The sequence below is a fragment of the Cecembia calidifontis genome (assembly GCF_004216715.1).
Classification (GTDB): Bacteria; Bacteroidota; Bacteroidia; order Cytophagales; family Cyclobacteriaceae; genus Cecembia_A; species Cecembia_A calidifontis.
This window is the reverse complement of sequence record NZ_SGXG01000001.1, coordinates 3,635,827-3,656,978: the sequence shown is the minus strand read 5'-3', so window position 1 is coordinate 3,656,978 and position 21,152 is coordinate 3,635,827. Positions and strand designations below refer to the sequence as shown.

The window sequence follows — 21,152 nt, the reverse complement described above, 5'->3', positions numbered from 1 at the left end:
GAAGGCTATTTTCAAATTAAAAGTACGAAATAAAAAGGAAAGCTTATATGTTAAAAAAAAGGCTTTCACAAACAATGGGAAAGCCTTTTTTCTCTTTCTGGATTCAATACAAGACCCTGAACCTTATTGTACCAGGGATTTTTTTCATTACTTCTATGATTTCCGGGGAATAAGCTTTGTCAATATCGGTGATCACATAACCTATTTTCTCGTTTGTTTTCAAGTATTGACCCACAATATTGATTTCATGTTTGGCTAAGCACTGATTGATTTTGGCCAAAACACCTGGCTCGTTGTGGTGGATATGGATCAATCTATGTGCATCCTTGAGGAAAGGCAATTGGATGTTTGGGAAATTCACTGAATTAAAGGTGTTTCCCGTATTGATATAATCCATTATTTTCCCGGGCACGAAACGGGCAATATTCTGTTGTGCTTCCAAAGTTGATCCACCTATATGTGGTGTAAGAATGGTGTTCCTGGTTCCTATCAGCTCAGATACAAAAGGTTCATTATTATTCTTTGGTTCTTCTGGAAATACATCTATGGCTGCTCCTGCCAAGTGTCCACTATCCAAGGCTTTCTTTAAGGCTTTGATGTCCACCACATGACCTCTACTTAAGTTGAGAAGATAGGCACCATTTTTCATAAGGCCAATTTTGGCTTCATTGATCAGGTTTTTATTTTCTTTTCTACCATCTACATGTAAGCTGATGACATCACAGGTAAGCAAAAGTTCATCTAAGGAATCCAGTTTGGTAGCATTTCCCAAGGCTAATTTTTCTATTACGTCATAATAATAAACATCCATACCCATACTTTCCGCCAGCACAGATAATTGGGCTCCAATATTTCCATAGCCTAAAATTCCCAATTTTTTACCTCTTATTTCAAAACTTCCGGTAGCCGATTTATCCCACTTGCCTTGATGCATACCCAAACTTTTATCATGGAAGTTCCGCATCAAAAATATTATCTCCGCTATGGCCATCTCTACCACAGACCTGGTATTGCTGAAGGGTGCATTGAAAACGGCGATTCCTTTTTCAGTACAGGTTTCAAGGTCTATCTGATTAGTACCGATACAAAAAGCCCCAATGGAAATCAGTCTGTTTGCATTTTCCAATACTTTCTTTGTTACATTGGTTTTGGAACGGATACCTAAGATGCTCACATTCTTAATTTTTTCTGTAAGCTCATCTTCGGAAAGTGCTGAAGAAATCACTTCTACGTTGTATCCTTCTTGTTTCATCAGTTCGATTCCAATCGGATGTACATTTTCCAAAAGCAGTACATTGATCCGGCTTTTTGGGTAGGAGAATTTTTTGTTCATCTTGTTTACATATAAGATTTCATCTAAACTTGGAGCAATATGGTCTGCCTTAGCAGTGACTTTTGCCCGCTCTACATTTTCTGTAAATGCATAAAATTTATTGGCAAGCCCGGAGGCCTTAATTTCATAGTCTGTGTACCCATCCCCAATAACATAAATGTCACCTTCCAAATTAAGCCTTTTAATGGTTTCTGCTTTTCCACCATTATTGGAAAGTACATTTTCTCTGTTGAAATCTATGATTTTACCTGACTCATCATAGATAAATTCATTTGCAAAAACATTTTCCGGCTTGATACCATATTCACTTACGATAGGTGTTATGAAATCTCTGAAGCCATTTGAAATTATGATGATATCATCCGCATGCTCCTGTAAAAACTCTTTATTTCTCTTGAAAGATTTGGAAACTTTAGCTTTTAAGGCATCTATCAGTTCATCGATCTGGGGTTTACTTGCTTCCAAAATACTAAGTCTTCTCTCCAAGCTCTCTCTAAAATTGAGGGAGCCATCCATTCCCATATCTGTAATGTCCTTGATAGCCTGTAATTTTTCTTTCCTGTTTGGATCGTTTTTTAGACTTATTTCCCCCAACACGTCTAATGCTTCTACTTGGGTAAATGTACTGTCAAAATCAATGATAAATTTTTTGTTGCTGGGCATTTCAGTTGCTGATTTTTTATCTTTCTAGCTCAAAATTAAAATATTATTAAAAAATAATCCCTTTGATTGAACAAAATACTTTTGTGATTTTTGGCACTTAAGAAATGAAATCGATTGAATGGCGTTTAAACCCAAATAATCTAATCTATTTTTTTGTTAACCCGATATTCTTAGATTCGATAGAATCACCCAGAAATTAGAAAATGAACAAACAGAAAAAAGAAAAGTGGTCCTTTTCAGGCCACTTTTCCATATAAATGGTTTTTATCTTTGTTATTTGATGGATTTGATCAACCTTTCATTCAATCCCACATAATCTGGGTTTTTGGCCTCTCTAGCCATTTCCATAGATTTCTGTGCACTTTCCAAAGCGTCTTTCTTCATTCCCAAAGCCAGTTCAATTTTTGCTTTAAGGTGCATGGTCCAGTATTTGGGATCTGCATCTACAGATTTTTTGATCCATTCATAAGCCTGGTTCATGTCTTTGTTGTTGGTGAAATAGTAGTTTGCTGCCTGATAGTAAAGCCCTGGATTCTGAGGTTCTTGATCGATTACCAGTTCTTTGATCTGTGCCATAACGATATCATCCACTTCGGTTTCAATCCTGAATTTTACCCTGGTATTTTCCCATTTCAGTGCAATGGAAGCCCCGGTATCCGTAACATCTACAAAATTGATCTCCATAGTTTCATATTTCTGACCTGTTTTGCCAGGCTTCACGGTAAATCGCATTACATCATCTGAAGCATCATACCCCACAGCCCCCCAAAGTTTGGTGTTTTTGGAAAGTATGATTGTCCAGCTTGATTTTCCAGGTATCGAGTACAGTGCGTAACTTCCTGCCGGCAAATTTCTGCCTTCTACCTTCACATCAGTGGAAAATGTCAAGATGGTAGCAGCATTGGCCCCGGTTCTCCAAACCTGACCATAAGGCACCAGCTCTCCAAAAATTTTTCTTCCTTTCATGCTAGGTCTACTGTATTCTACAGATACATCTGTAAGTCCTACTTTCTGACTGATCTGTGCTGCGGGACTCGCCTGAGGCATCTGTATTTGCTGCGCCTTCATTTCTGAAAAACCCAAAAACAATACAATTAGGGTGAATAATGTGGCTTTGTTTTTCATTTTTGATTTTTGTTATGAAATTAATGTTATTTACTATCTTTTTTTTGAATTTTAAATGAATCCTATAAATTTGTTTTAAGTAGTCATTTGATGAATCCAAACCAACTAATTATTTTACAATTCTCTAAGAGCTTTAATTGTTGATTTAAAACAAACGCAATGGGTATTGCAATTATTTCACCTGGAAGAGATGTAACTGTTTGGGTCGAAAATATAAAAAAATTAGATCAGAAAATAAGTATTCAGGTTTATCCTGACATTTCTGATGAAAAAGAGGTGCAGGCCGTGATTTTATGGCAGCATCCCAAAGGGATTTTGTCCAAGTTTCCCAATCTCAAATTGATTTGTTCTATGGGTGCAGGAGTCGACCATATACTCTCTGATGAAAGTATTCCACAATACCTGCCCATCACCAGAATTGTTGACGGTAAATTGACTTTTTCGATGACAAATTATGTGATTATGGGAGTGCTGAATTTCCATAGGCAGATAGACAGGTATCAAAAGGATAAAAAAAGGAAAGTCTGGGATATGTCTAATCCGGAAATTCCAATCACTGTAGGTATAATGGGTGTAGGAGAATTAGGGGGTGATGTCATTGAAAAACTTCAATTCATGAATATTCCCGTTGCCGGTTTTGGAAACAGTCCGAAGGAGAATTTGGAATATCCTTATTTTGACAAGACAAAAATAGATGAGTTTTTGGCCAGTGTCAATGTCCTTGTTTGTATGTTGCCGCTTACAGCTGAAACCGAAGGGATACTAAATATTGAATTATTCAGGAGATGCAACAAGGGGACTTATTTGATCAATGTAGCGCGAGGAAGGCATCTTGTGGAAGAAGATTTATTGACTGCTTTGGATGAGGGCTTTCTTTCAGGAGCTTTATTGGATGTATTTCACCAGGAGCCTTTGCCCCCAAGCCATCCCTTTTGGGACAGGGAGGAAATTACCATTACACCACATATAGCCAGTGTAACCAATCCGGAGGCTGCTTCTCCTCAAATCGTTGAGAATTATCACAGAATGTTAAAACACGAACCTTTAATCAATCAAATTGATAGGATCAAAGGATATTAAACCCAAAATATTATGGCCAATTATTTTAAAATTTTATGCCCAACAGATTTTTCTGAATGTTCCCTGAATGCCATTGAATATGCCGCCAAATTAGGAGAAAAATACGGGGCAGACCTGATCCTTTTTCATGTGCCTGACAGGGAGGATTATCAAAAGCTTTCAGCAGGGGATTCAAAAGCCCTTGATCAATATGCTTTTATTCAAAAAAAACTGGATAACCTCGTAAAGACTGTACAGGAGGAAAGCACTTCAAAAGGATTGCATTCCTGCAAAGCTGTCATTTTGGAGGGAAAGGCTGTAAAAACCATTTTGACCTACGCCGAAGAAAATCAGATTGATCTTATTGTGATGGGAACCGAAGGTGTCAATGAATTTAAACAGAACTATATCGGTACCCGGAGCAGTAAAGTGGTGGAAAGGTCAGAAATTGATGTCCTGATTATTCCAAGGAGAGTTTATTTTAAGCCTCCCAGGAAATTTGTCTATGCTACCGATTATTTGGAAGAAGACAAGATTGCTATACAGAAAGTCGTGGAAATGGCGAAATTTTTCAATAGTGAAATTGACATGGTTCATGTAAGTTCCAAAGAAAAAACGATTGATAGAGGTCTTCACCAGCTCATGATCCAGGAAATTGAGCCTTTTATCAAATACGATAAAGTAAACTATGTATTGAAGTCTTACCGGGATGAACCCGGACTTGGTCTTGAAAATTACCTGATCACCGCAAAAGGAGATATATTGGTAACATTAAGTAAGAAAAAGACCTGGTTTGAACAGGTGTTTACCAAGAATCTTTCTCGAAAAATGTCCTATTTTATCAATAAACCCCTGTTGGTTCTAAAAAGGGCCTAATCAGCCCTTTTTTTGAACCCTGCCTTTATAAAATCCCAAAATTCCTGTTGTGTCTTTTTGTCCGTCAGGACGTTTTTTAACGTCTCCAAATAATTTGAAACTGTTAGTTTTTGGCTTTTAGGAGTTTCTTGCACTTGTTTTTCCTGAGTTTTTCCACCAATGGTTGGGAATCCGTTTTTGCCTGATTTTTCATCCGTCTCCACAGTGTTTTGAGTTGGTTTGTAACCAATCAGTTCATCGGCTTTTTTGAAACTCTTTTGGGATTTTTCTTTATAACCCAATTTTTCCTCTACAAGTCCTTTGTTGTTATAAGCTACAGCATCTTCAGGGTCTAGTTCAATGGCTTTTTCATAATCTTCAATGGCCCCTTTGAGGTCTCCGATCCTGTCTTTGAAAAAAGCCCGGCTTGAATATCGGTAAGGATTAAGCGGTTCAAGGTTCAATGCCCGGTCAAATTCTTCCAGTGCTTCCTGATTTCTTTTCAAAAGGTGAAGGACTACAGCACGGTCACTGATATAAGTGGGATTATAAGGTTCCATCCCAACGAGATAATCGAAGTCGTTCAAAGCAGACTCGAGGTTTCCCAATCTGCTGAACACTCTTCCCCTAAAGAAATAAAATTCCAAATTGGATGCATCTGATGCAATACAGTGATTGATTTGGACAAGCGCTTCCTCAAATTTTCCTTCCTTGAAGTATTTTATTGAAATTTCAAAATTGCTCACTTTGTAATGGATTTCTGATCTAATTGTTATACAAAAATAGTCGGGATAAAGTTTAAAAAATAACACTTGACAAAATTGTAATTCCTTTCGGGAATTTGAATTCTTTATATCTTTGACATCAAATCAGGAATATGGCCAGTAAAGTAGAAGATGTATTAAAGGATCTCAAAAGCGGCAAGTACGCCCCGATTTATTTTTTACAGGGTGAAGAACCTTTTTTTATTGACCAGATCTGTAATTTCATCGAAAAAAATGCCATTGCCGAGCATGAAAAGGGATTCAATCAGGTCGTGATGTATGGCAAGGACGCCCCCATGAATGTGATTTTGAGTAATGCCAGAAGATTTCCCATGATGGCAGAAAGACAAGTGGTCATTGTCAAAGAAGCTCAGAATATCCCCAGCTTGGGCAAAGAGGAAGTCGATGCGCTACTGATAAGTTATCTTCAAAACCCTTTGCCAAGCACCATCCTTGTTTTTGCTCATAAATACAAAAAAATTGACGGAAGAAAGCCTTTGACTAAGGAGTTGGATAAAAAAGCCATCCTGGTCACTTCTGAGAAAATTAAGGATTTTCAGTTACCTGCCTGGATTGAAGCCTATGTGAAATCACAGGGCCATCATATTGATGCCAATACATCTTCCTTTTTGGCAGATAGTATAGGCAATAACCTGGAGGTTATATCTAACGAACTTTCCAAAATTTTTATCAATTTCACTGAACCCACCTCTATAACCAAAGACCATATCCAAAAATATGTGGGCATCAATAAAGAGTACAATAACTTTGAATTGCTCAAAGCTATTGGCTTTAGGGATGTGGTCAAAGCCAATAAAATCATTCATTATTTTTCCCAAAATCCCAAAAGCAATCCCCTTATTCCTATGATTGCGCTGATTTACAACTACTTCGCCAAAATCGCCTTATTGCATGCCAATAAGTCCATGGGCGATGCAGAATTGGCAAAAATCACAGGTGTAAACCCCTATTTTTTAAAAGAATACAAATCAGCGTCAAAAAACTATCATTTAGGCAAGGTTATTGATTGTTTTGGCTATATTCAAGAAGCTGATTTACGATCTAAAGGCGTAGATTCCGGTGGGATGGATGAAGCAGAGATTCTTCGGGAAATGATATTTAAGATCATGCATTAAAACTGTAGCTTTTGACTATGAAAAAAAGCCTTTATCTGCTTTTGCTAACCGGCATCAGCATAACCGGATACGGACAGTCCAGTCTGTATCAAACAAGCAAAATCAAAGAGCTTGACGATAATTTTGAACTTTACCAAAAAAACCTTTTCAGCGCATCCAAGTATGAATTTGACAATTTCAGGTTAAAGGATTTGGATGAGGAACCCCAAGTGCAGGCCGACTTTCTCCATGCGGTTTCTGCACTTAAAATTGATGACCCCGCTGCATCAGATTTGGTGTATTATTTCATGAGAAAGAATCCTGATCACCCCACCACCAACCAGGCAGCACATTTATTGGGTGATTTCTTTTTTGAGAAAAGGAATTACAGGGAATCTATCCGGGCATTCCAAAAAGTGAACCTCAACAAGGTGGATTTTGAACAAGGATCGGAAGTTAACTTTAAGATCGGGTATGGTTTTTTCCAGTTAAAGGACAACAACAATGCGCTGCGGTATTTCAACGCAGTCAAGCTTCAACCTAACCAATACAAGCCCGATGCGCATTATTATGCGGGTTTTATTGCACTGGAACAGGGAAATTTCAATCAGGCCATTGCTGATTTTAAAGAAGCAGATAAGGCAGCTTTTTATGCCAGTAAGGTCCCTTATATGCTTGCCGGTGCCTATTATAAACAGGGCCAATATGATGAGTTGATTAATTATGCAGAGCCAGTTTTGGCCAACAGGAGAAACTTGGATAGGAGGGAAGAGATCCATCTCTATTTAGCCGAGGCTTATTTTGAAAAAAGAAATTTCCCAAAAGCTGCCGCTAACTATGATGCATTTGTAAATGCAAGAAGGGGGGAATTGACCAGGGCCCAAATTTACAAAGCAGGTATTGCCCAGTTTGAAATCCAAAATTTCCAGCGTGCCACAGATTACCTGAAAGTTTCTGCCGTCGAAAATGATGAAATAGGCCAAGTTTCCAGTTATTACCTTGGCCACGCTTACCTGAAATTGAACAATATTCAATTTGCATCCAATAGTTTCAATGCTGCCTTTAAAAGTGATGCCAACAGGTCCATCAAAGAAGATGCCTTGATCAATTATGCCAAAGTCAATCTGGAAAGGGGGAGTTTTCAGGATGCAGTGAATGCTCTGGATACTTATCTTGACAATTACCCCAATGGCAGGTATGCAAGGGAAGCTGAGAGCCTCCTAACCGATGCACTGATCAATACCAATAATTATCTAAGGGCTATTGAGCATATTGAAAAAATGCCAAGAAAGTCCGATCGGATTAGGGAGGCCTATCAAAAAATTACCTTTTACCAAGGCATAGTTTATTACCGAGACAAGCGCTATGATTTGGCTACAACTTATTTTGACAAGTCATTATCTACGCCTGTCGATAGAGATTTGGTAGTGCAGGTTCATTTCTGGAAAGGTGAAAACTTTGCGGCTAAGGGAGACCTCAATCAGGCCATCAGATCCTATGAAGCCGTTCAGGCAAGCAGGCCAAGAGCAAATGATCCTTTCCTGATCAAATCCTATTATGGATTGGGATATGCTTTGTTTAATTCCGAGCAATATGCAAGAGCTGAGGTTCAATTTAGAAATTATGTAGACCGATTACAGGGACGCCCCGATAAAGAGAATTATGACGAAGCGCTGATCAGATTGGGGGATACCTACTATGTCCAGAAAAAATTCGCCGATGCCCAGAATACTTTCCAAAGGGCCATCAGAGAAAGAAGTGATTATATCGATTATGCTTATTTCAGAAGCGGGGTAGTTTACAATTTCCAAAACCGCAACAGTGAAGCCATTCAGCAAATGAATATGCTGATCAATAATTATCCAAACAGCCTGTATCTGGAAGATGCCATTTTCCAAAAGGCCCAGATCAACATGGAGGAAATGAATTATGCTGAAGCAAGAGATGGCTTTACAAGGTTGATCAATACCCGTCCAAACAGTCCTTTTATTCCCTTTGCATTGGAAGGCAGGGCAGTGGCCAATTTCTCTTTGCAGAATTATAATGCTACCATTGATGATTATAAACGAATTCTGGAAAATCATCCCAATTCCAACAATGCCCAGACTGCCCTCGTAGGGCTTCAGGAGGCTTTGGCACTTCAGGGACGTTCAGCGGAATTTTCCCAATATGCATCACGATATAGAAGTGCCAACCCTGATAACAGAAGCCTTCAGAATCTTGAATTTGAGTCTGCGAAATCCCTTTATTTTGCCAATTCATGGGAACAGTCCATAAGGGCTTTTGAAGAATATCTGAGAAATTATCCACAAGCGTCCAATAGGGCAGAAGCTGTGTTTTTTATAGCGGAATCCCATTACAGGGCAGGAAGAAAAGAAAAGGCTTTGGATTTCTTTTACCAAATAGACAGGGAAAGGGAGTCACCTCAAAGACTGAGGGCCGTACAAAGGATTGCAGCCATAGAAATGGAGAATAAGAATTTCCAAAAAGCGCTGCCATATTTGAGAGAATCTGCTAGAAATGCCAGAAATCAAATTGAAGAATATGAGGCTTTGAACGGCCTGATGCAGGCACATTACCAAACCACAAGATTTGATTCAGCGCTGTTTTATGCTGATAGGGTAATTGCTTTGGGAAGTGTCACAGGAGATGCTATTCCGGAAGCACTTTTATTGAAAGCGAAAGCCTATCAAAGATCCAATCAGGTAGGTCGGGCTGAAGAGACACTGCGTGACCTGATCAACGAATATAAGTCCGTACAGGGAGCAGAAGGGCTATTCTTATTGGCAGAATCGTATCATAAGAGAGGAAGTTTCAGTCAAAGCAATGACGTTATTTTTGACTTTTCCAGCCCGTACAGCGGCTATGATTATTGGTACGGCAGGTGTTTCATCCTCCTGGCTGAGAATTACCTGAAGTTGGGAGAGGAGTTTCAGGCCAAAGCCACATTGGAATCCATTGTGGAAAGGTCAACTAACCCGGAAATCAAAAAAATGGCTCAGGAAAAATTATCAAGCATTAAATAATATTCAGGGATATGGTAAACTTAAACAAATCATGGATGCGTTCTGCCAAATTCTTTTTGGCAATAGCTTTCTCTGGATATCAATCGGCACTTTTTGCCCAACAGGCAGGTGAGGTTAGGGATCAGGAATTTATCATCCGGAAGGATAGGGTTTTAACATTGCCCAAACAGCCCAGGAAATTCGAAAGAGTTCCAGTATTGCCTACCCCTAAATCCAGTAGTTCTTTTAATTATACCGTTCAGCCCTATTTCCTTTCTCTTCCTCCTGAAGTGATTAGGCCTGAGGCTGCACAAAAGCAATGGCCCAAAAATCAAGAAGAACTGTTCCCTAGTTTTGTAAGGCTTGGATTTGGCAATTACACTTCTCCTATTTTGGAAGCCAGGTACAATCACTGGGAAGAAGAGGATTACAATTTTGGTGTTAAGGTAAAGCATGAAGGTTTTTACACAGGACCTGTTGACGGTAGCAATTCAGCAGAAAACTTTACCCAGGTAAAATTGGATGGTAGCCTTTTCAAAGATTATTTTCAACTGTATGGAGGGCTAGATTATGATAGGCATCAGTTCAAGTTTTACGGTTATGATCCTAACAATGAATTCTTGGCCGATTATATTCCTAACCAAAACACACTGAATAATTTCAAGCTACGTGCAGGAATACAGGACATTGATAAGATGGACAATTTCAATTATGATGCTGGATTGTTTGTAAGGACATTCAATGACCAATTTGAGGCAAGGGAGAACGAATTCGGCATAAAAGCAAAAGGGGACTTTTGGTTTGATGATGATTTGAGCACAGGAATCCACATGGATATGTCCCTGACTTCCCCCAAAGATGAATTTTACCAGGATATCAATAGAAATTATTTCCGGATCAATCCATTTGTCCAGTACAAAAAATCCGGAATTTATGTCAAAGCTGGAGCAAATATCGTCTTCGAAAATGATGAAGCTTTGAATAAAAGATCCGACTTCCATCTCTTTCCCCAAGTAGATGCCCACTATATGTTGGCAGATCAGTTTGGTGTTTATGCTGGATTTGAAGGGGATGTGATAAGAAAGACATATTGGGATTTCATCCAGGAAAACCCATTTTTAGGTCCAAGTGAAAGGTTATTGAACACCATTCAGAATTATAAAGCCAAAGCAGGAATCAAAGGGGTATTGAATGACGAACTGACTTATGAAGCAGGATTGGCATTTGGAAAGTTTACCAATATGCATTTCTTTATCAACAGTCCTTCCGATTCCCTGAGGTTCAACCTTGTTTATGATGATGATACAAGGGTTGTAAATTATAATGCAAAAGTAGGTTGGCATATTGATAAAACTTACCGTTTGATAGCCTCAGCTAATTATTATTACTATAACACCAGTACTTTGGGAGCAGCATTCATGCGTCCAGAGTGGGAGGTAAGTATCAATAACAACTTTATGCCCGTAGAACAATTGCTGCTCCAATTCAATGCAAATTTGATGGGAGGTATACAGGGTTTGGTTAACTTTGGGCCGGAGGAAACCAATCTCAAACAGTTGCCGGCTATTTTAGATTTGCAGCTTAAAGCAGATTATCAAATTACGGATAGGTTTTCTGCATTTGCAGTTGGTAATAACCTCTTGAATAGAAATAACCAGCGATTTCTGAATTACCCTGTGAGGGGAATCCAGGGAATTTTAGGTTTAACTTTCAAATTTTAAGAAATATTATCAAAGATTTGGCATAACAGAATTTGATACCGTTTGTCATTTGGTTCAAATCTCATAGTTTCGTGATGAATTAGAAGATTAAATTATGGCGGAAGAAAATAAGGACAAGTTCTCTGAACAAAACGAAAGCGATTACGGCTTTCCTTTTGTTGAAATTACGCCATTGAAGGCCAAAGAAAAAAAATCAAAGCCGGAAATCACTGAAAAAATCGAAATTAAGAAATCCGGAGAGGCAGAAGAAACAACTGCCAAAATGGAAAAGCAGATTGTTAGCCATGCTCCTTCAGAAAAAAGAAAAAGAAGCCAGCTTCCGTTGCAGTTTTCTTTGGTCATGTTGATTTTAATCATATTATCAGCAATGGCATACTTCTTGTATTTTTTACCTGAAACAGAATTGAAAAGCAGTTCCCCTTCCAGCCTTGAGTTGGTGGAGAAAAGTGTAGAAGTAGAGGAGGATGACATAGTGAAGGAAGAAGATACATTGAATGCTGTAGAGGAACCGGTCAATGAGGCTAAAGATGAAGATGAGACCATTGAAAGTATTCCGCAGCAAGTTTCACCAACTTTTACCAAAACAGGAAATGTAATCAAAGTTACCCAAAGGGGCACTTCTGTACAATATTATTTAATTGTATCAAGCACTCCTTCGGAAAAAGTCGCACTCGAACAAGCTGAAAACCTAAAACAAAAAAACACCGATGTTTGGGTAATTTATCCATACGGAGACAACACCAATTACCGTTTATCTATAGGCCAATTCTCTACTTTCGGCGAAGCTTCTACAGCTATGGAAAAAAGCAGGGCAGAGTTTGGTGAATCAATCTGGATTTTGAAATACTAAATATGATTCTAACACAAATCAGTACAGATGGCCAAATGATGGCCGATACGCTATCAGTTATGGAACCTGGCAGACAAAGCATAGGTTTATTGGACTTAATGATCAAAGGTGGTTACATGATGATTCCCCTTTACATCTTATTTGTATTGGCGATCTTCATCTTTGTAGAAAAAGTGATTACCCTTAGGAAAGCCTCCAAGTCACCCAAACATTTGATGGACCAGATCAAGATCCTCGTTCAGGGTGGAAAAATCGATCAGGCCAGAATGTTATGTCAGGGAGAAAATACACCGGTGGCAAACATGATTGCCAAAGGTTTGGAAAGGATTGGAAGTCCCTTGAAAAATATTGAGGTGTCTATTGAAAATGTGGGTAAAATAGAGATTTACAAATTGGAGAAAAACCTTGGTCTATTGGCCACTGTGGCCGGCGCTGCACCGATGATCGGATTCCTCGGAACGGTTGCCGGTATGATAAGGGCATTTATCGGGGTGGCACAGGAGGAAGGAATGGTATCTCCCAAATTGCTCTCCACTGGTATCTATGAAGCTATGATAACGACTGCAACAGGACTGGTGGTCGGTATTGTCGCTTATTTAGGTTATAATTATTTGGTTACCCAGGTTTCCAAATTGATCCACAGTATGGAATATACTTCCGTTGAATTTATTGACCTATTGCAGGATAAATAATTATGGCTTTACAGTCAAAACATAAAGTTGATGCTGCTTTCAGCATGTCCTCCATGACGGATATCATTTTCCTTTTGTTGATATTCTTCATGCTGACATCTTCCTTTATCACCCCTTCAGGGCTACCTGTCAACTTACCTTCCAGTGAAGCTTCAGACATTGTCATGCAGGAAATTACGGTTACAGTAACCAAAGACCTGAAGTTTTCCGTTAATGATAGGGTAGTGTCCAGGGATCAGATCAAACCTGAGCTCACTGCATTGTTGCAGGACAAAAAAGGACAGGTTGTCCTGCACATTGATAAAGAGGTACCAGTTGAATATCTGGTTGAAATAGGCGGTATTGCCGCTGGTTTAGAGGCAAATGTTTCGATCGCCACAAAACCCTATAAGTAATTATGCAACTTTGGGAAATTGATAGCCAGGAAAGCGAGAATAAAAGGAAAGCGCTAATTATCACCATTCTAGTCAATATTTTGGTGCTACTGGCCATATACTTTATTGTCGTTTGGCGCGAGCAGGTTCCACCTTTACCAAAATATGGTATGGAACTGAACCTGGGATTCACGGATTTGGGAAGTGGGAATAACCAAACTACCGCACCTCCATCTGAGGTACAAACTAACAATACCGAGGCACCGGCTCCGGGTGAACAGGCTCCTAAGCCAACAGAATCAAGTGTGCCGGTAACCCAGCCCAAAACTGAAGCTGCTAAACCTAAGTCTGCTCCTTCGAAAAATACCTACGAGTCCCAAAGCAAGCTTCCAAGTACTGTCAAAGCAAGTGAAAAACCTTCACCTGCAGTAAAAGATCCCAGTCCTGCGAAGAAAGAAACCACGCCGGTAACCCAGCCTGCTACAGCTGAGGCCGAGAAAACCACTACCAAAGCAGAAGAGAAACCAAAAATTGACCAAAGGGCAATTTTTGGAGCGGGTGGGACGACCGGGACAGGCAACCAACCTGCACAAGGTTCCGCACAGGGAAGTTCAACCCAAAAAGGGGATGAAGGTAAGCCAACAGGAACAGTAGATGGAAGGGCTTTGATGGGTTCAGGAACAGGTACCGGTGCACCAGGACCTGCTTCAGGTTATAATTTGGAATTGGCCGGATGGGATTTTGCATCCAGGCCAAATATCAGGGACAATGTTTCAACAAGAAACGGTAGGATTGTTTTTAGGATTACAGTGGATGATACAGGCAGGATTGTTCAGGCAGTTCCTATTGAATATAATGTATCCAATGAAGTTTTGGCTTATTACAGAACAGTAGTCAATCAGATCAATTTCCGAAGACAAGCCGGAGCTGCAACTGCAGATTATTCAACAGGAAGAATCACTTTTATCATCAAAGTAGATTAAATTCATGAACTATCAGGAGACATTGGACTTTTTGTTCAATGCATTGCCCATGTTTCAACGGGTGGGTGCTTCGGCTTTTAAAAAAGACCTGAAGAACACACTTGCATTGTGTGAACATCTCGGGCAGCCTCAGCAAAAATTCAAAAGTGTACACGTTGCAGGGACAAATGGCAAGGGAAGTACTTCCCATTCCATTTGTTCAGTTTTGATGGAAGCTGGTTACAAAGTTGGGCTATATACCTCTCCACACCTTAAATCCTTCACAGAAAGGATAAAAATCAACGGAGAGGAAATCCCTGAACAAGCTGTAGTGGGTTTTGTAGCTGATAATAAATCTTTTTTGGAGAGTCTTCAGCCCAGTTTTTTTGAAATGACGGTGGCCATGGCATTTTGGTATTTTGCCAAAGAACAGGTGGATATCGCAGTTATAGAAGTGGGTATGGGGGGGAGGTTGGATAGTACCAATGTCATCAACCCGGAAGTGGCTGTCATTACCAATATCGGATTTGACCATATGCAATTTCTCGGAGATACCTTGGAGAAAATTGCAGGAGAAAAAGCAGGCATCATCAAAAAGGATACACCTGTTGTCATCAGTACCCAACAAGAGGAAACTACCGATGTTTTTGAAAGGATAGCAGCTGTTCAGCATGCCCCCATCTATTTTGCAGAAAGCGCTTTTCAGATCAGACCTTTGGGGCAAACTTCAGACAAAAAGAGCCTTTTTGAAGTAATCCACAAAGGGGAGATGAAGAATCTGGAGTTGGAGTTATTGGGCAATTATCAAAAGAATAATCTTCCCGGAATCCTTCAGGCATTGGAAATTTTGAAAGAAAAAGGATTTCAGATTTCAGATGAAGATATCTCCAAAGGCTTGTCCCATGTTATAAAAAACACTGGTCTAAAAGGAAGATGGCAGATTTTGGGTAACGCTCCTTGGATCATTTGTGATACAGGACATAATGAGGATGGTATCAAATATATTTTAAAACAAATCAATGAATATCCCTATAATCAGCTGTTTATGGTTATAGGTATGGTCAATGATAAAGATGTTTCCAAAGTTTTAAGCCTGCTTCCCAAGGATGCTAAATATATTTTTTGTCAGGCAAACATACCACGGGCCATGCCTGCAGATGAGCTTTATCTGAAAGCCCAGGAATTTGGATTGGATGGAATTGTGATCAAAGATGTCAACGATGCCATCTCTTGGGCAAAGAAAAAAGCAAGTAAAGAGGACTTAATATTCATCGGGGGCAGTACCTTTGTGGTCGCCGAAATCAAGGATTTATAAGCATGAGCAGAAAGAAACTGCAAAGGTTCAAAGAGAACGAAAAGAACAGAAACGTTGTCCAACAGGGAAAAGAGATTTTTGAAAAGATCAAAGGAAATTGGAATTGCGTTCAATTTTTAAACAGTAATCCAATCGTGGTTGAATTGGCATGTGGCAGGGGGGAGTTTACTGTGGGATTGGCCAGGCAATATCCGGAAAAAAACTTCATAGGCGTTGATATCAAAGGAGCCCGTATCTGGAAGGGGAGCACCGTAGCGATTGCAGAAGGTTTGGAAAATGTTGCTTTTTTGAGGACACAAATCCAGGTTTTGGATAAGTTCTTTGAAAAGGGAGAAATTTCAGAGTTATGGATTACTTTTCCCGATCCTTTTCCAAGAGATGGAGATGAAAAAAGAAGACTGACTTCCCCAAGATTTTTGGATATGTACAAGCCATTGATCAAGGAGGATGGGATTGTTCATTTTAAAACTGATAACACTGGATTATTTGATTATACCTTGGATGTGGTAAAGCAAAGAGAGGATTGTGAAGTAATTCTCCATACCCATGACTTTTATGCATCTCCCTGGAAAGATGAGCACCATGGCATTAAAACAAAATATGAAAAACTCTTCAGTGAAAAAGGGGAGAAAATCAAGTATCTGAAATTTCAGTTTAAACCGATCGATAAAGACGGGGATCAAAAATAAAGGGAGTTTGGGCAATTATCTTGACCTCCTTGAAGTAGGGGCTTTGAGGATTTAGAATCAGGTTATATTGGTTGTGCACGATGGAACTAGGAACTTTGATTCCAAGAATTTCCAAGTTTTTAAAAAATGGCTCTGCCAGCTCTTTTAGGCTTCTGGGACTTGGGTAGTGGTACCAATTGTCCGGTAATTGTGCTTTATCGATGATTTGGATTTTGTCTTCCGGTATTTCTAAAGTAATTAGCTGTAGGTCCGGTTGGAACATAGGTGGTATATTAACCACGATTTCAAGCAAAGCCAGGGCTGTATTTTCTGAGGTATATACCACAGCCCTTCCTTTTTTATTCCATCTTCCTCCCGCCATTGCAGCCCCTGTACCGCTCAGGTCCCTGGCATATATGGATTTTGTCAGTCGAAAAACCTCCATTAACTGTACACGCCGTATTCTATTCTATGCAATAAATCCCTGACTTTGGAAATGCCCTCAGGATAGCTGATCACTTCCATGGGGGTAAGCCCCCCTAAAGCCGTATTTGGCAATTCCATCCATTTGAAGAAATTTTCCCTGCTTCCTATTACCTCCTCACCATAAAAAAACATATCCGTAGCTTCCAATAATTTGATGGCTTCTTGCTTAGGGAGGGATTTGTTTTCTTTGATTCTTCTGTACAAGGTGGGCTCTGAAGTGGAAAGGATGGACGCTATCTGGGATAAACCCAATGAAAATGCATCCTTGAATTTGGATAAATAAGAGGCAGCAAGTCCCTGATTGGCTACTATATAGATATCCATAGGCTCCTCCATTATATTTTTGAACTTATCCTTGGTCAGTGTATCAATCATTTCGGAGTAATTTCTCATTTGATAAATTATTTAATCAAATTTAATTTTTTTCGCTTGATTTTCAAATTTCTTTCTAATTTTTATCAAATCCCGGCCTGATAAATTTATAGGCATCCGGAAATTCTTCTTCCAGCATTTGCTTTATTTGCACCAATTTATCCAATATAGGAAGGATAAATTCTTCTTCCTCATTAGACCAAAAGAGAATTCCCTGCCAGGCATTGATACTGTTCTGGATGCAGATCAATGCTACTTTAGCCGTTCCATTGTAGCCACGTTCCTCTACCGGATAATCATCCCAAAAAGATTTGTCGGCAAGATAATTCAGGGCACTTCTGCATTTGACAGGAATCATGGTCTGGTACCATTGAACGGACTCCAGGTGTTTGATGACTTTTTCTAATTTTTCAATATCTATCTCATTACGGATTCCTTCAGGTAAATTTCCTAGGAGCATTGGTCCAATGATCGGATCCTGTCTTTTGCTTTTGATCCAGGCCATACAGGCATCCATGTATGCTTCACTTAGGTCTGATAAGGGATGGATTTCTATTTTGATTTGTGTAATCTGATGCTCATGCATGGTCTCCTCTTGTTCTTCTTCATTTTCCTCCTCCATATCATTTAATTCCATTTCAAATTCCTCTGCTGCTTCATTGAGCATTTCCAAGGTTTCCATCATTTTCTCCCTCATTTTTTCCATCTTTTCATCTTCATCCATGTCACTTTCCATGATGGCCCTGTCTTCCTGCTCCTGCGCATAAAGGTAACACCTGGAAGTCATGTGGCAGCGTTCACACCACCTGTCGCACCAATTGTAAATCCCAGGGATATGGTTGGGATCAAATTGCTTCATATTCTTCGATTTGGTAAAAATTCAGTTGAAATAGCCTATTTCCCATTCAAACAAGATGGGATTAAAATTAAAGGATAATTGTCTAATATCATGCAGATTAATCGGATAAGAAATGGATAAAATGCACGCTTTCACCAAAAAAATTCAGAAAGGGCTACTTATTGTCTATAGTTTTTTAATGGCTCAAGGGGTTTATGCCCAGCAAGTTAGTGAAGATGTCTACCGAAATGCTGCCTACTTCTTAAGCGACAATATTCAGAAAGAAATTTTTCATCTGGAAGTTGTTCCCAATTGGGTGGAAGGGCAAAATGCATTTTGGCATCAGACATATACCCAAGATGGAAAAAAGTTTTTTTATACAGATGTATCCAAACAAGTGACAGGGGAGGCCTTTGACCATAGGAGCCTTGCAGCCTTGATGGGTGAAGTTAGTATCCTCGACATCAATGACAGGGACCTTCCCATCCATGGGCTCAAATTTCATTCAGCATCCCGAATCAGCTTTACCTGGGACAATAAAAACTGGGTTTATGATAAAGAAAACAATACGTTGAAACCATCAGTGGAACAGAAACAAGAAAACCCTAATGGGATTTCTCCTGATGGAAAATGGAGAGCTTTCACCAAAGATTTCAACCTTTACCTGGAAAATCTGGAAACAGGAAAAGTGGAACAATTAAGTCATCACGGTAAAAGGGATTTTGAATATGCAAGTAGTTATGGCTGGAGTGATCTGATCAAAGGTGAGGTGGGAAACAGGTTGGAAAGGTTCTTTGTGTCTTGGTCTCCCGATTCAAAAAAGCTATTTACCCAAATTGTGGACTTTCGCCTTGCTGAGAAAATGTATCTCTTGGATTTCAGCCAGGATGAAAAATTCAGGCCGGAATTGCTCTCTTATTATAGAGGCTCACCAGGTGATACTACGGTGGTTTATTATTTACCGGTAATCTTTGATATCGAAAATAAAAAGGAAACGGTCATTCAAGCGCTTAAGGCCCCTCATTTCATGGGTTTGAATTTCAGATGGAATGGAAATAGTAATAAGCTCGAAGGGATGGTTTTCCAAAGAGGTTACAAACAGATGGACTTTATAGAAATCAATGCAATTGATGGTTCTTTTAAAAGTCTGTTTACTGATCGATCTGACACATTTGTCGAAAATACCCAACTTTTTCTGGAGATTGGAAAGGACAGGTTTATCATTTCATCAGAAAAATCCGGCTATAAACACTTGTACCTGATTGATAGGAGCAGCGGTAACTTACTCCGTCAATTGACATCGGGTAATTTTGTGGTGACTAAAATTCACCATTGGGATGAAAAACAAGATTGGCTCTATTTTGAGGCTACAGGAAGGGAAAAAGGAAGAAACCCATACTATCCGCATTTGTATAAAATCAAATTGAATGGTACAGAAATGACGCTTTTGACACCTGAGGATGCCTTCCATGACATTCAATTTTCCAAGGAAAGGTATTTTTTCGTGGACAACTTGTCAAAAGTGGACCAACCCACCTCCTCTGTGTTGAGGGAATTAGAAACGGGAAAAGTCATCATGGAGATTTCCAGGGCAGATATTTCCAATCTTACCCGAAGAGGCTATCAATTTCCCAGGCCATTTTCGGCCAGGGCTAAAGATGGAAAAACAGAAATCCACGGTGTTTATTTTCTACCAGCTGATTTTGACCCGGGAAAAAGGTATCCTGTCATAGACTACACCTATACCGGGCCTCATACCGCTATTACCCCAAAAACTTTCAAAGCTGCTGTTATGGGCCTGCAACAATCTTTTGCTGAATTGGGATTTGTGGTAGTTACTGTGGATGGTCTGGGAACAGCGGGTAGGGGAAAAGTCTTCCAAAATTTCTCTTACAAGAATCTGGGAGATGGTACTACAGACCATGTTTTGGCCATCAGGGAATTAGCTGAAAAGGTATCATTTTTGGATATCGATAGGGTAGGAATTTTTGGTCATTCAGCAGGAGGTTATGATGCAGCCAGGGCCATGCTTTTGCATCCGGATTTTTACAAAGTGGGCGTAGCCTCAGCAGGTGACCATGACCACCGTATGGAAAAAGCCTGGTGGCCTGAAATGTATATGGGCTATCCTGTAGGAGGATTTTACCATGATCAATCCAATGTTACAAATGCGGCCAATCTCAAAGGAAGACTGTTGTTGGCCCATGGTGCCATAGATGAAAATGTAAACCCTTCTGCCACTTATAAATTTGCAGAAGCTCTTGTCAATGCAGGAAAGGATTTTGACCTATTCATATGGCCAAGCAGAAACCACAGCTTTGGACGGACCAATGGAGATTATTTTACCAAAAAGCGCTGGGATTATTTTATCCAACATTTGTTGGGCAAAGAGCCGCTGCTGCATTACAACGGGTGGAATTAGATAATTTTCATTTCCATCACCACATCATCCATTACAAATCCCTTGCCTATGTCTATTACTTCGCGGAAATCTTCATAGAAACCCATTTTTGAATAGAAGTCAATTGCAGATTGATTGTACTTGTTCACGTTCAGAAATAAGTGGGTATCCCCATTTTTCTTTGCGATTCGGGCAACTTCCTGAATAAGTTTTTTTCCTACCCCTTTTCCCTGTGCCTCAGGAAGTATGTAGATCTTATGGATTTTGGTTTTTGAAGGACTTTTGGCATGCAGTTCATAGGAGCAAAACCCCAGGCTATTATTCCCCTCAGATGCCAGTAAAAACACATGATTTTTTTCAAGAACCTGTTGCTCCAGGGCTTTGGGACTATACATCCAGTCCAACATGTATGCTATCTGCTCCTGTGTAAGGATATTGCCGAATGTTTTAGGCCAGGTAACAAGGGCAATTTCCCTAACTTTTTTTAAGTCTGATAAATTGGCCTGGGTAATAGTAATCATCCTGTTTTCTGTTTGTCTTCCCGAAACTAATCA

General features: G+C 39.6%; 19 protein-coding genes. 12 read left to right on the top strand and 7 right to left on the bottom strand.

All coding sequences use genetic code 11. The features are described from left to right. Positions 1–103: 103 nt before the first annotated feature. Together serA and BC751_RS15665 are read right to left on the bottom strand one after the other, a co-directional pair. Entirely contained in the window at positions 104–1,996 is a 1,893-nt protein-coding gene (serA, locus tag BC751_RS15670; protein ID WP_130276478.1) for a phosphoglycerate dehydrogenase, read from the bottom strand. A gap of 273 nt (positions 1,997–2,269) precedes the next feature. Next, positions 2,270–3,121, bottom strand: coding sequence for a DUF2911 domain-containing protein (locus BC751_RS15665; RefSeq protein WP_130276477.1), 852 nt, complete (start codon positions 3,119–3,121; stop codon positions 2,270–2,272). A gap of 159 nt (positions 3,122–3,280) precedes the next feature. On the opposite strand from BC751_RS15665, the gene BC751_RS15660 reads away from it, so the two are divergent. Both BC751_RS15660 and BC751_RS15655 read left to right on the top strand, forming a co-directional pair. After that, entirely contained in the window at positions 3,281–4,201 is a 921-nt protein-coding gene (locus tag BC751_RS15660) for a 2-hydroxyacid dehydrogenase (protein ID WP_130276476.1), read from the top strand. Positions 4,202–4,213: 12 nt separating this feature from the next. After that, a complete protein-coding gene (locus tag BC751_RS15655) occupies positions 4,214–5,056 on the top strand; it encodes a universal stress protein (RefSeq protein ID WP_130276475.1) in 843 nt (280 codons plus the stop codon). Here BC751_RS15655 and BC751_RS15650 read toward each other — a convergent pair. Then, a complete protein-coding gene (locus tag BC751_RS15650) occupies positions 5,053–5,781 on the bottom strand; it encodes a tetratricopeptide repeat protein (RefSeq protein WP_130276474.1) in 729 nt (242 codons plus the stop codon). The genes BC751_RS15655 and BC751_RS15650 overlap by 4 nt on opposite strands. 131 nt (positions 5,782–5,912) lie before the next feature. Between BC751_RS15650 and holA the strand changes: the two genes are divergently transcribed. From holA to trmB, 9 genes are all read left to right on the top strand, one after another. Beyond that, entirely contained in the window at positions 5,913–6,935 is a 1,023-nt protein-coding gene (gene holA / locus BC751_RS15645) for a DNA polymerase III subunit delta (protein ID WP_130276473.1), read from the top strand. A 17-nt stretch (positions 6,936–6,952) separates the two neighbouring features. Next, on the top strand, positions 6,953–9,940 hold the full coding sequence (locus tag BC751_RS15640; protein ID WP_130276472.1) for a tetratricopeptide repeat protein: 2,988 nt from the start codon (positions 6,953–6,955) through the stop codon (positions 9,938–9,940). Positions 9,941–9,951: 11 nt separating this feature from the next. Beyond that, a complete protein-coding gene (locus BC751_RS15635; protein WP_130276471.1) occupies positions 9,952–11,640 on the top strand; it encodes a TonB-dependent receptor in 1,689 nt (562 codons plus the stop codon). Between the two features lie 94 nt (positions 11,641–11,734). Next, positions 11,735–12,490 carry an SPOR domain-containing protein gene (locus BC751_RS15630; protein WP_130276470.1) on the top strand — a complete coding sequence of 252 codons (756 nt, stop codon included), beginning with the start codon at positions 11,735–11,737 and terminating at the stop codon, positions 12,488–12,490. Positions 12,491–12,492: 2 nt separating this feature from the next. Next, positions 12,493–13,182 carry a MotA/TolQ/ExbB proton channel family protein gene (locus tag BC751_RS15625; protein WP_130276469.1) on the top strand — a complete coding sequence of 230 codons (690 nt, stop codon included), beginning with the start codon at positions 12,493–12,495 and terminating at the stop codon, positions 13,180–13,182. A gap of 2 nt (positions 13,183–13,184) precedes the next feature. Then, the gene (locus tag BC751_RS15620; protein ID WP_130276468.1) at positions 13,185–13,577 is read left to right on the top strand and encodes an ExbD/TolR family protein; all 393 of its coding nucleotides are present in this window, start codon (positions 13,185–13,187) and stop codon (positions 13,575–13,577) included. 2 nt (positions 13,578–13,579) lie between these two features. Continuing rightward, on the top strand, positions 13,580–14,539 hold the full coding sequence (locus tag BC751_RS15615; protein WP_130276467.1) for an energy transducer TonB: 960 nt from the start codon (positions 13,580–13,582) through the stop codon (positions 14,537–14,539). 4 nt (positions 14,540–14,543) lie between these two features. Further along, entirely contained in the window at positions 14,544–15,833 is a 1,290-nt protein-coding gene (locus tag BC751_RS15610; protein ID WP_130276466.1) for a bifunctional folylpolyglutamate synthase/dihydrofolate synthase, read from the top strand. Between the two features lie 2 nt (positions 15,834–15,835). Further along, positions 15,836–16,522: a tRNA (guanosine(46)-N7)-methyltransferase TrmB gene (gene trmB, locus BC751_RS15605; protein WP_130276465.1), complete on the top strand. Its 687-nt coding sequence runs from the start codon at positions 15,836–15,838 to the stop codon at positions 16,520–16,522. On the opposite strand, the gene BC751_RS15600 is transcribed toward trmB, so the two are convergent. Genes BC751_RS15600 through BC751_RS15590 form a run of 3 tightly spaced genes read right to left on the bottom strand, consistent with a single transcriptional unit; the run spans position 16,488 to position 18,218 of the window. Then, positions 16,488–16,946 carry an RES family NAD+ phosphorylase gene (locus BC751_RS15600; RefSeq protein WP_130276464.1) on the bottom strand — a complete coding sequence of 153 codons (459 nt, stop codon included), beginning with the start codon at positions 16,944–16,946 and terminating at the stop codon, positions 16,488–16,490. The genes trmB and BC751_RS15600 overlap by 35 nt on opposite strands. Continuing rightward, positions 16,946–17,380: a type II RES/Xre toxin-antitoxin system antitoxin gene (gene parS, locus BC751_RS15595; protein WP_130276463.1), complete on the bottom strand. Its 435-nt coding sequence runs from the start codon at positions 17,378–17,380 to the stop codon at positions 16,946–16,948. Before parS ends, BC751_RS15600 begins: the two co-directional genes overlap by 1 nt. A 55-nt stretch (positions 17,381–17,435) precedes the next feature. Then, entirely contained in the window at positions 17,436–18,218 is a 783-nt protein-coding gene (locus BC751_RS15590; protein ID WP_130276462.1) for a hypothetical protein, read from the bottom strand. A 112-nt stretch (positions 18,219–18,330) separates the two neighbouring features. Between BC751_RS15590 and BC751_RS15585 the strand changes: the two genes are divergently transcribed. Then, complete coding sequence (locus BC751_RS15585) at positions 18,331–20,619, top strand: S9 family peptidase (protein WP_130276461.1); 2,289 nt, start codon at positions 18,331–18,333, stop codon at positions 20,617–20,619. Here BC751_RS15585 and BC751_RS15580 read toward each other — a convergent pair. Continuing rightward, positions 20,616–21,119 carry a GNAT family N-acetyltransferase gene (locus tag BC751_RS15580; RefSeq protein ID WP_130276460.1) on the bottom strand — a complete coding sequence of 168 codons (504 nt, stop codon included), beginning with the start codon at positions 21,117–21,119 and terminating at the stop codon, positions 20,616–20,618. The two genes, BC751_RS15585 and BC751_RS15580, sit on opposite strands and share 4 nt — an antisense overlap. Positions 21,120–21,152 lie beyond the last annotated feature (33 nt).

What these genes read in the sequence shown, in the direction of transcription:
- BC751_RS15580 (WP_130276460.1), bottom strand. Translation starts at nt 21,119, where the DNA reads ATGATTACTATTACCCAGGCCAATTTATCAGACTTAAAAAAAGTTAGG.
- BC751_RS15610 (WP_130276466.1), top strand. Translation starts at nt 14,544, where the DNA reads ATGAACTATCAGGAGACATTGGACTTTTTGTTCAATGCATTGCCCATG.
- BC751_RS15665 (WP_130276477.1), bottom strand. Translation starts at nt 3,121, where the DNA reads ATGAAAAACAAAGCCACATTATTCACCCTAATTGTATTGTTTTTGGGT.
- BC751_RS15630 (WP_130276470.1), top strand. Translation starts at nt 11,735, where the DNA reads ATGGCGGAAGAAAATAAGGACAAGTTCTCTGAACAAAACGAAAGCGAT.
- serA (WP_130276478.1), bottom strand. Translation starts at nt 1,996, where the DNA reads ATGCCCAGCAACAAAAAATTTATCATTGATTTTGACAGTACATTTACC.
- BC751_RS15620 (WP_130276468.1), top strand. Translation starts at nt 13,185, where the DNA reads ATGGCTTTACAGTCAAAACATAAAGTTGATGCTGCTTTCAGCATGTCC.
- BC751_RS15655 (WP_130276475.1), top strand. Translation starts at nt 4,214, where the DNA reads ATGGCCAATTATTTTAAAATTTTATGCCCAACAGATTTTTCTGAATGT.
- BC751_RS15640 (WP_130276472.1), top strand. Translation starts at nt 6,953, where the DNA reads ATGAAAAAAAGCCTTTATCTGCTTTTGCTAACCGGCATCAGCATAACC.
- trmB (WP_130276465.1), top strand. Translation starts at nt 15,836, where the DNA reads ATGAGCAGAAAGAAACTGCAAAGGTTCAAAGAGAACGAAAAGAACAGA.
- BC751_RS15635 (WP_130276471.1), top strand. Translation starts at nt 9,952, where the DNA reads ATGGTAAACTTAAACAAATCATGGATGCGTTCTGCCAAATTCTTTTTG.
- BC751_RS15590 (WP_130276462.1), bottom strand. Translation starts at nt 18,218, where the DNA reads ATGAAGCAATTTGATCCCAACCATATCCCTGGGATTTACAATTGGTGC.
- parS (WP_130276463.1), bottom strand. Translation starts at nt 17,380, where the DNA reads ATGAGAAATTACTCCGAAATGATTGATACACTGACCAAGGATAAGTTC.
- BC751_RS15660 (WP_130276476.1), top strand. Translation starts at nt 3,281, where the DNA reads ATGGGTATTGCAATTATTTCACCTGGAAGAGATGTAACTGTTTGGGTC.
- BC751_RS15600 (WP_130276464.1), bottom strand. Translation starts at nt 16,946, where the DNA reads ATGGAGGTTTTTCGACTGACAAAATCCATATATGCCAGGGACCTGAGC.
- BC751_RS15585 (WP_130276461.1), top strand. Translation starts at nt 18,331, where the DNA reads ATGGATAAAATGCACGCTTTCACCAAAAAAATTCAGAAAGGGCTACTT.
- holA (WP_130276473.1), top strand. Translation starts at nt 5,913, where the DNA reads ATGGCCAGTAAAGTAGAAGATGTATTAAAGGATCTCAAAAGCGGCAAG.
- BC751_RS15625 (WP_130276469.1), top strand. Translation starts at nt 12,493, where the DNA reads ATGATTCTAACACAAATCAGTACAGATGGCCAAATGATGGCCGATACG.
- BC751_RS15615 (WP_130276467.1), top strand. Translation starts at nt 13,580, where the DNA reads ATGCAACTTTGGGAAATTGATAGCCAGGAAAGCGAGAATAAAAGGAAA.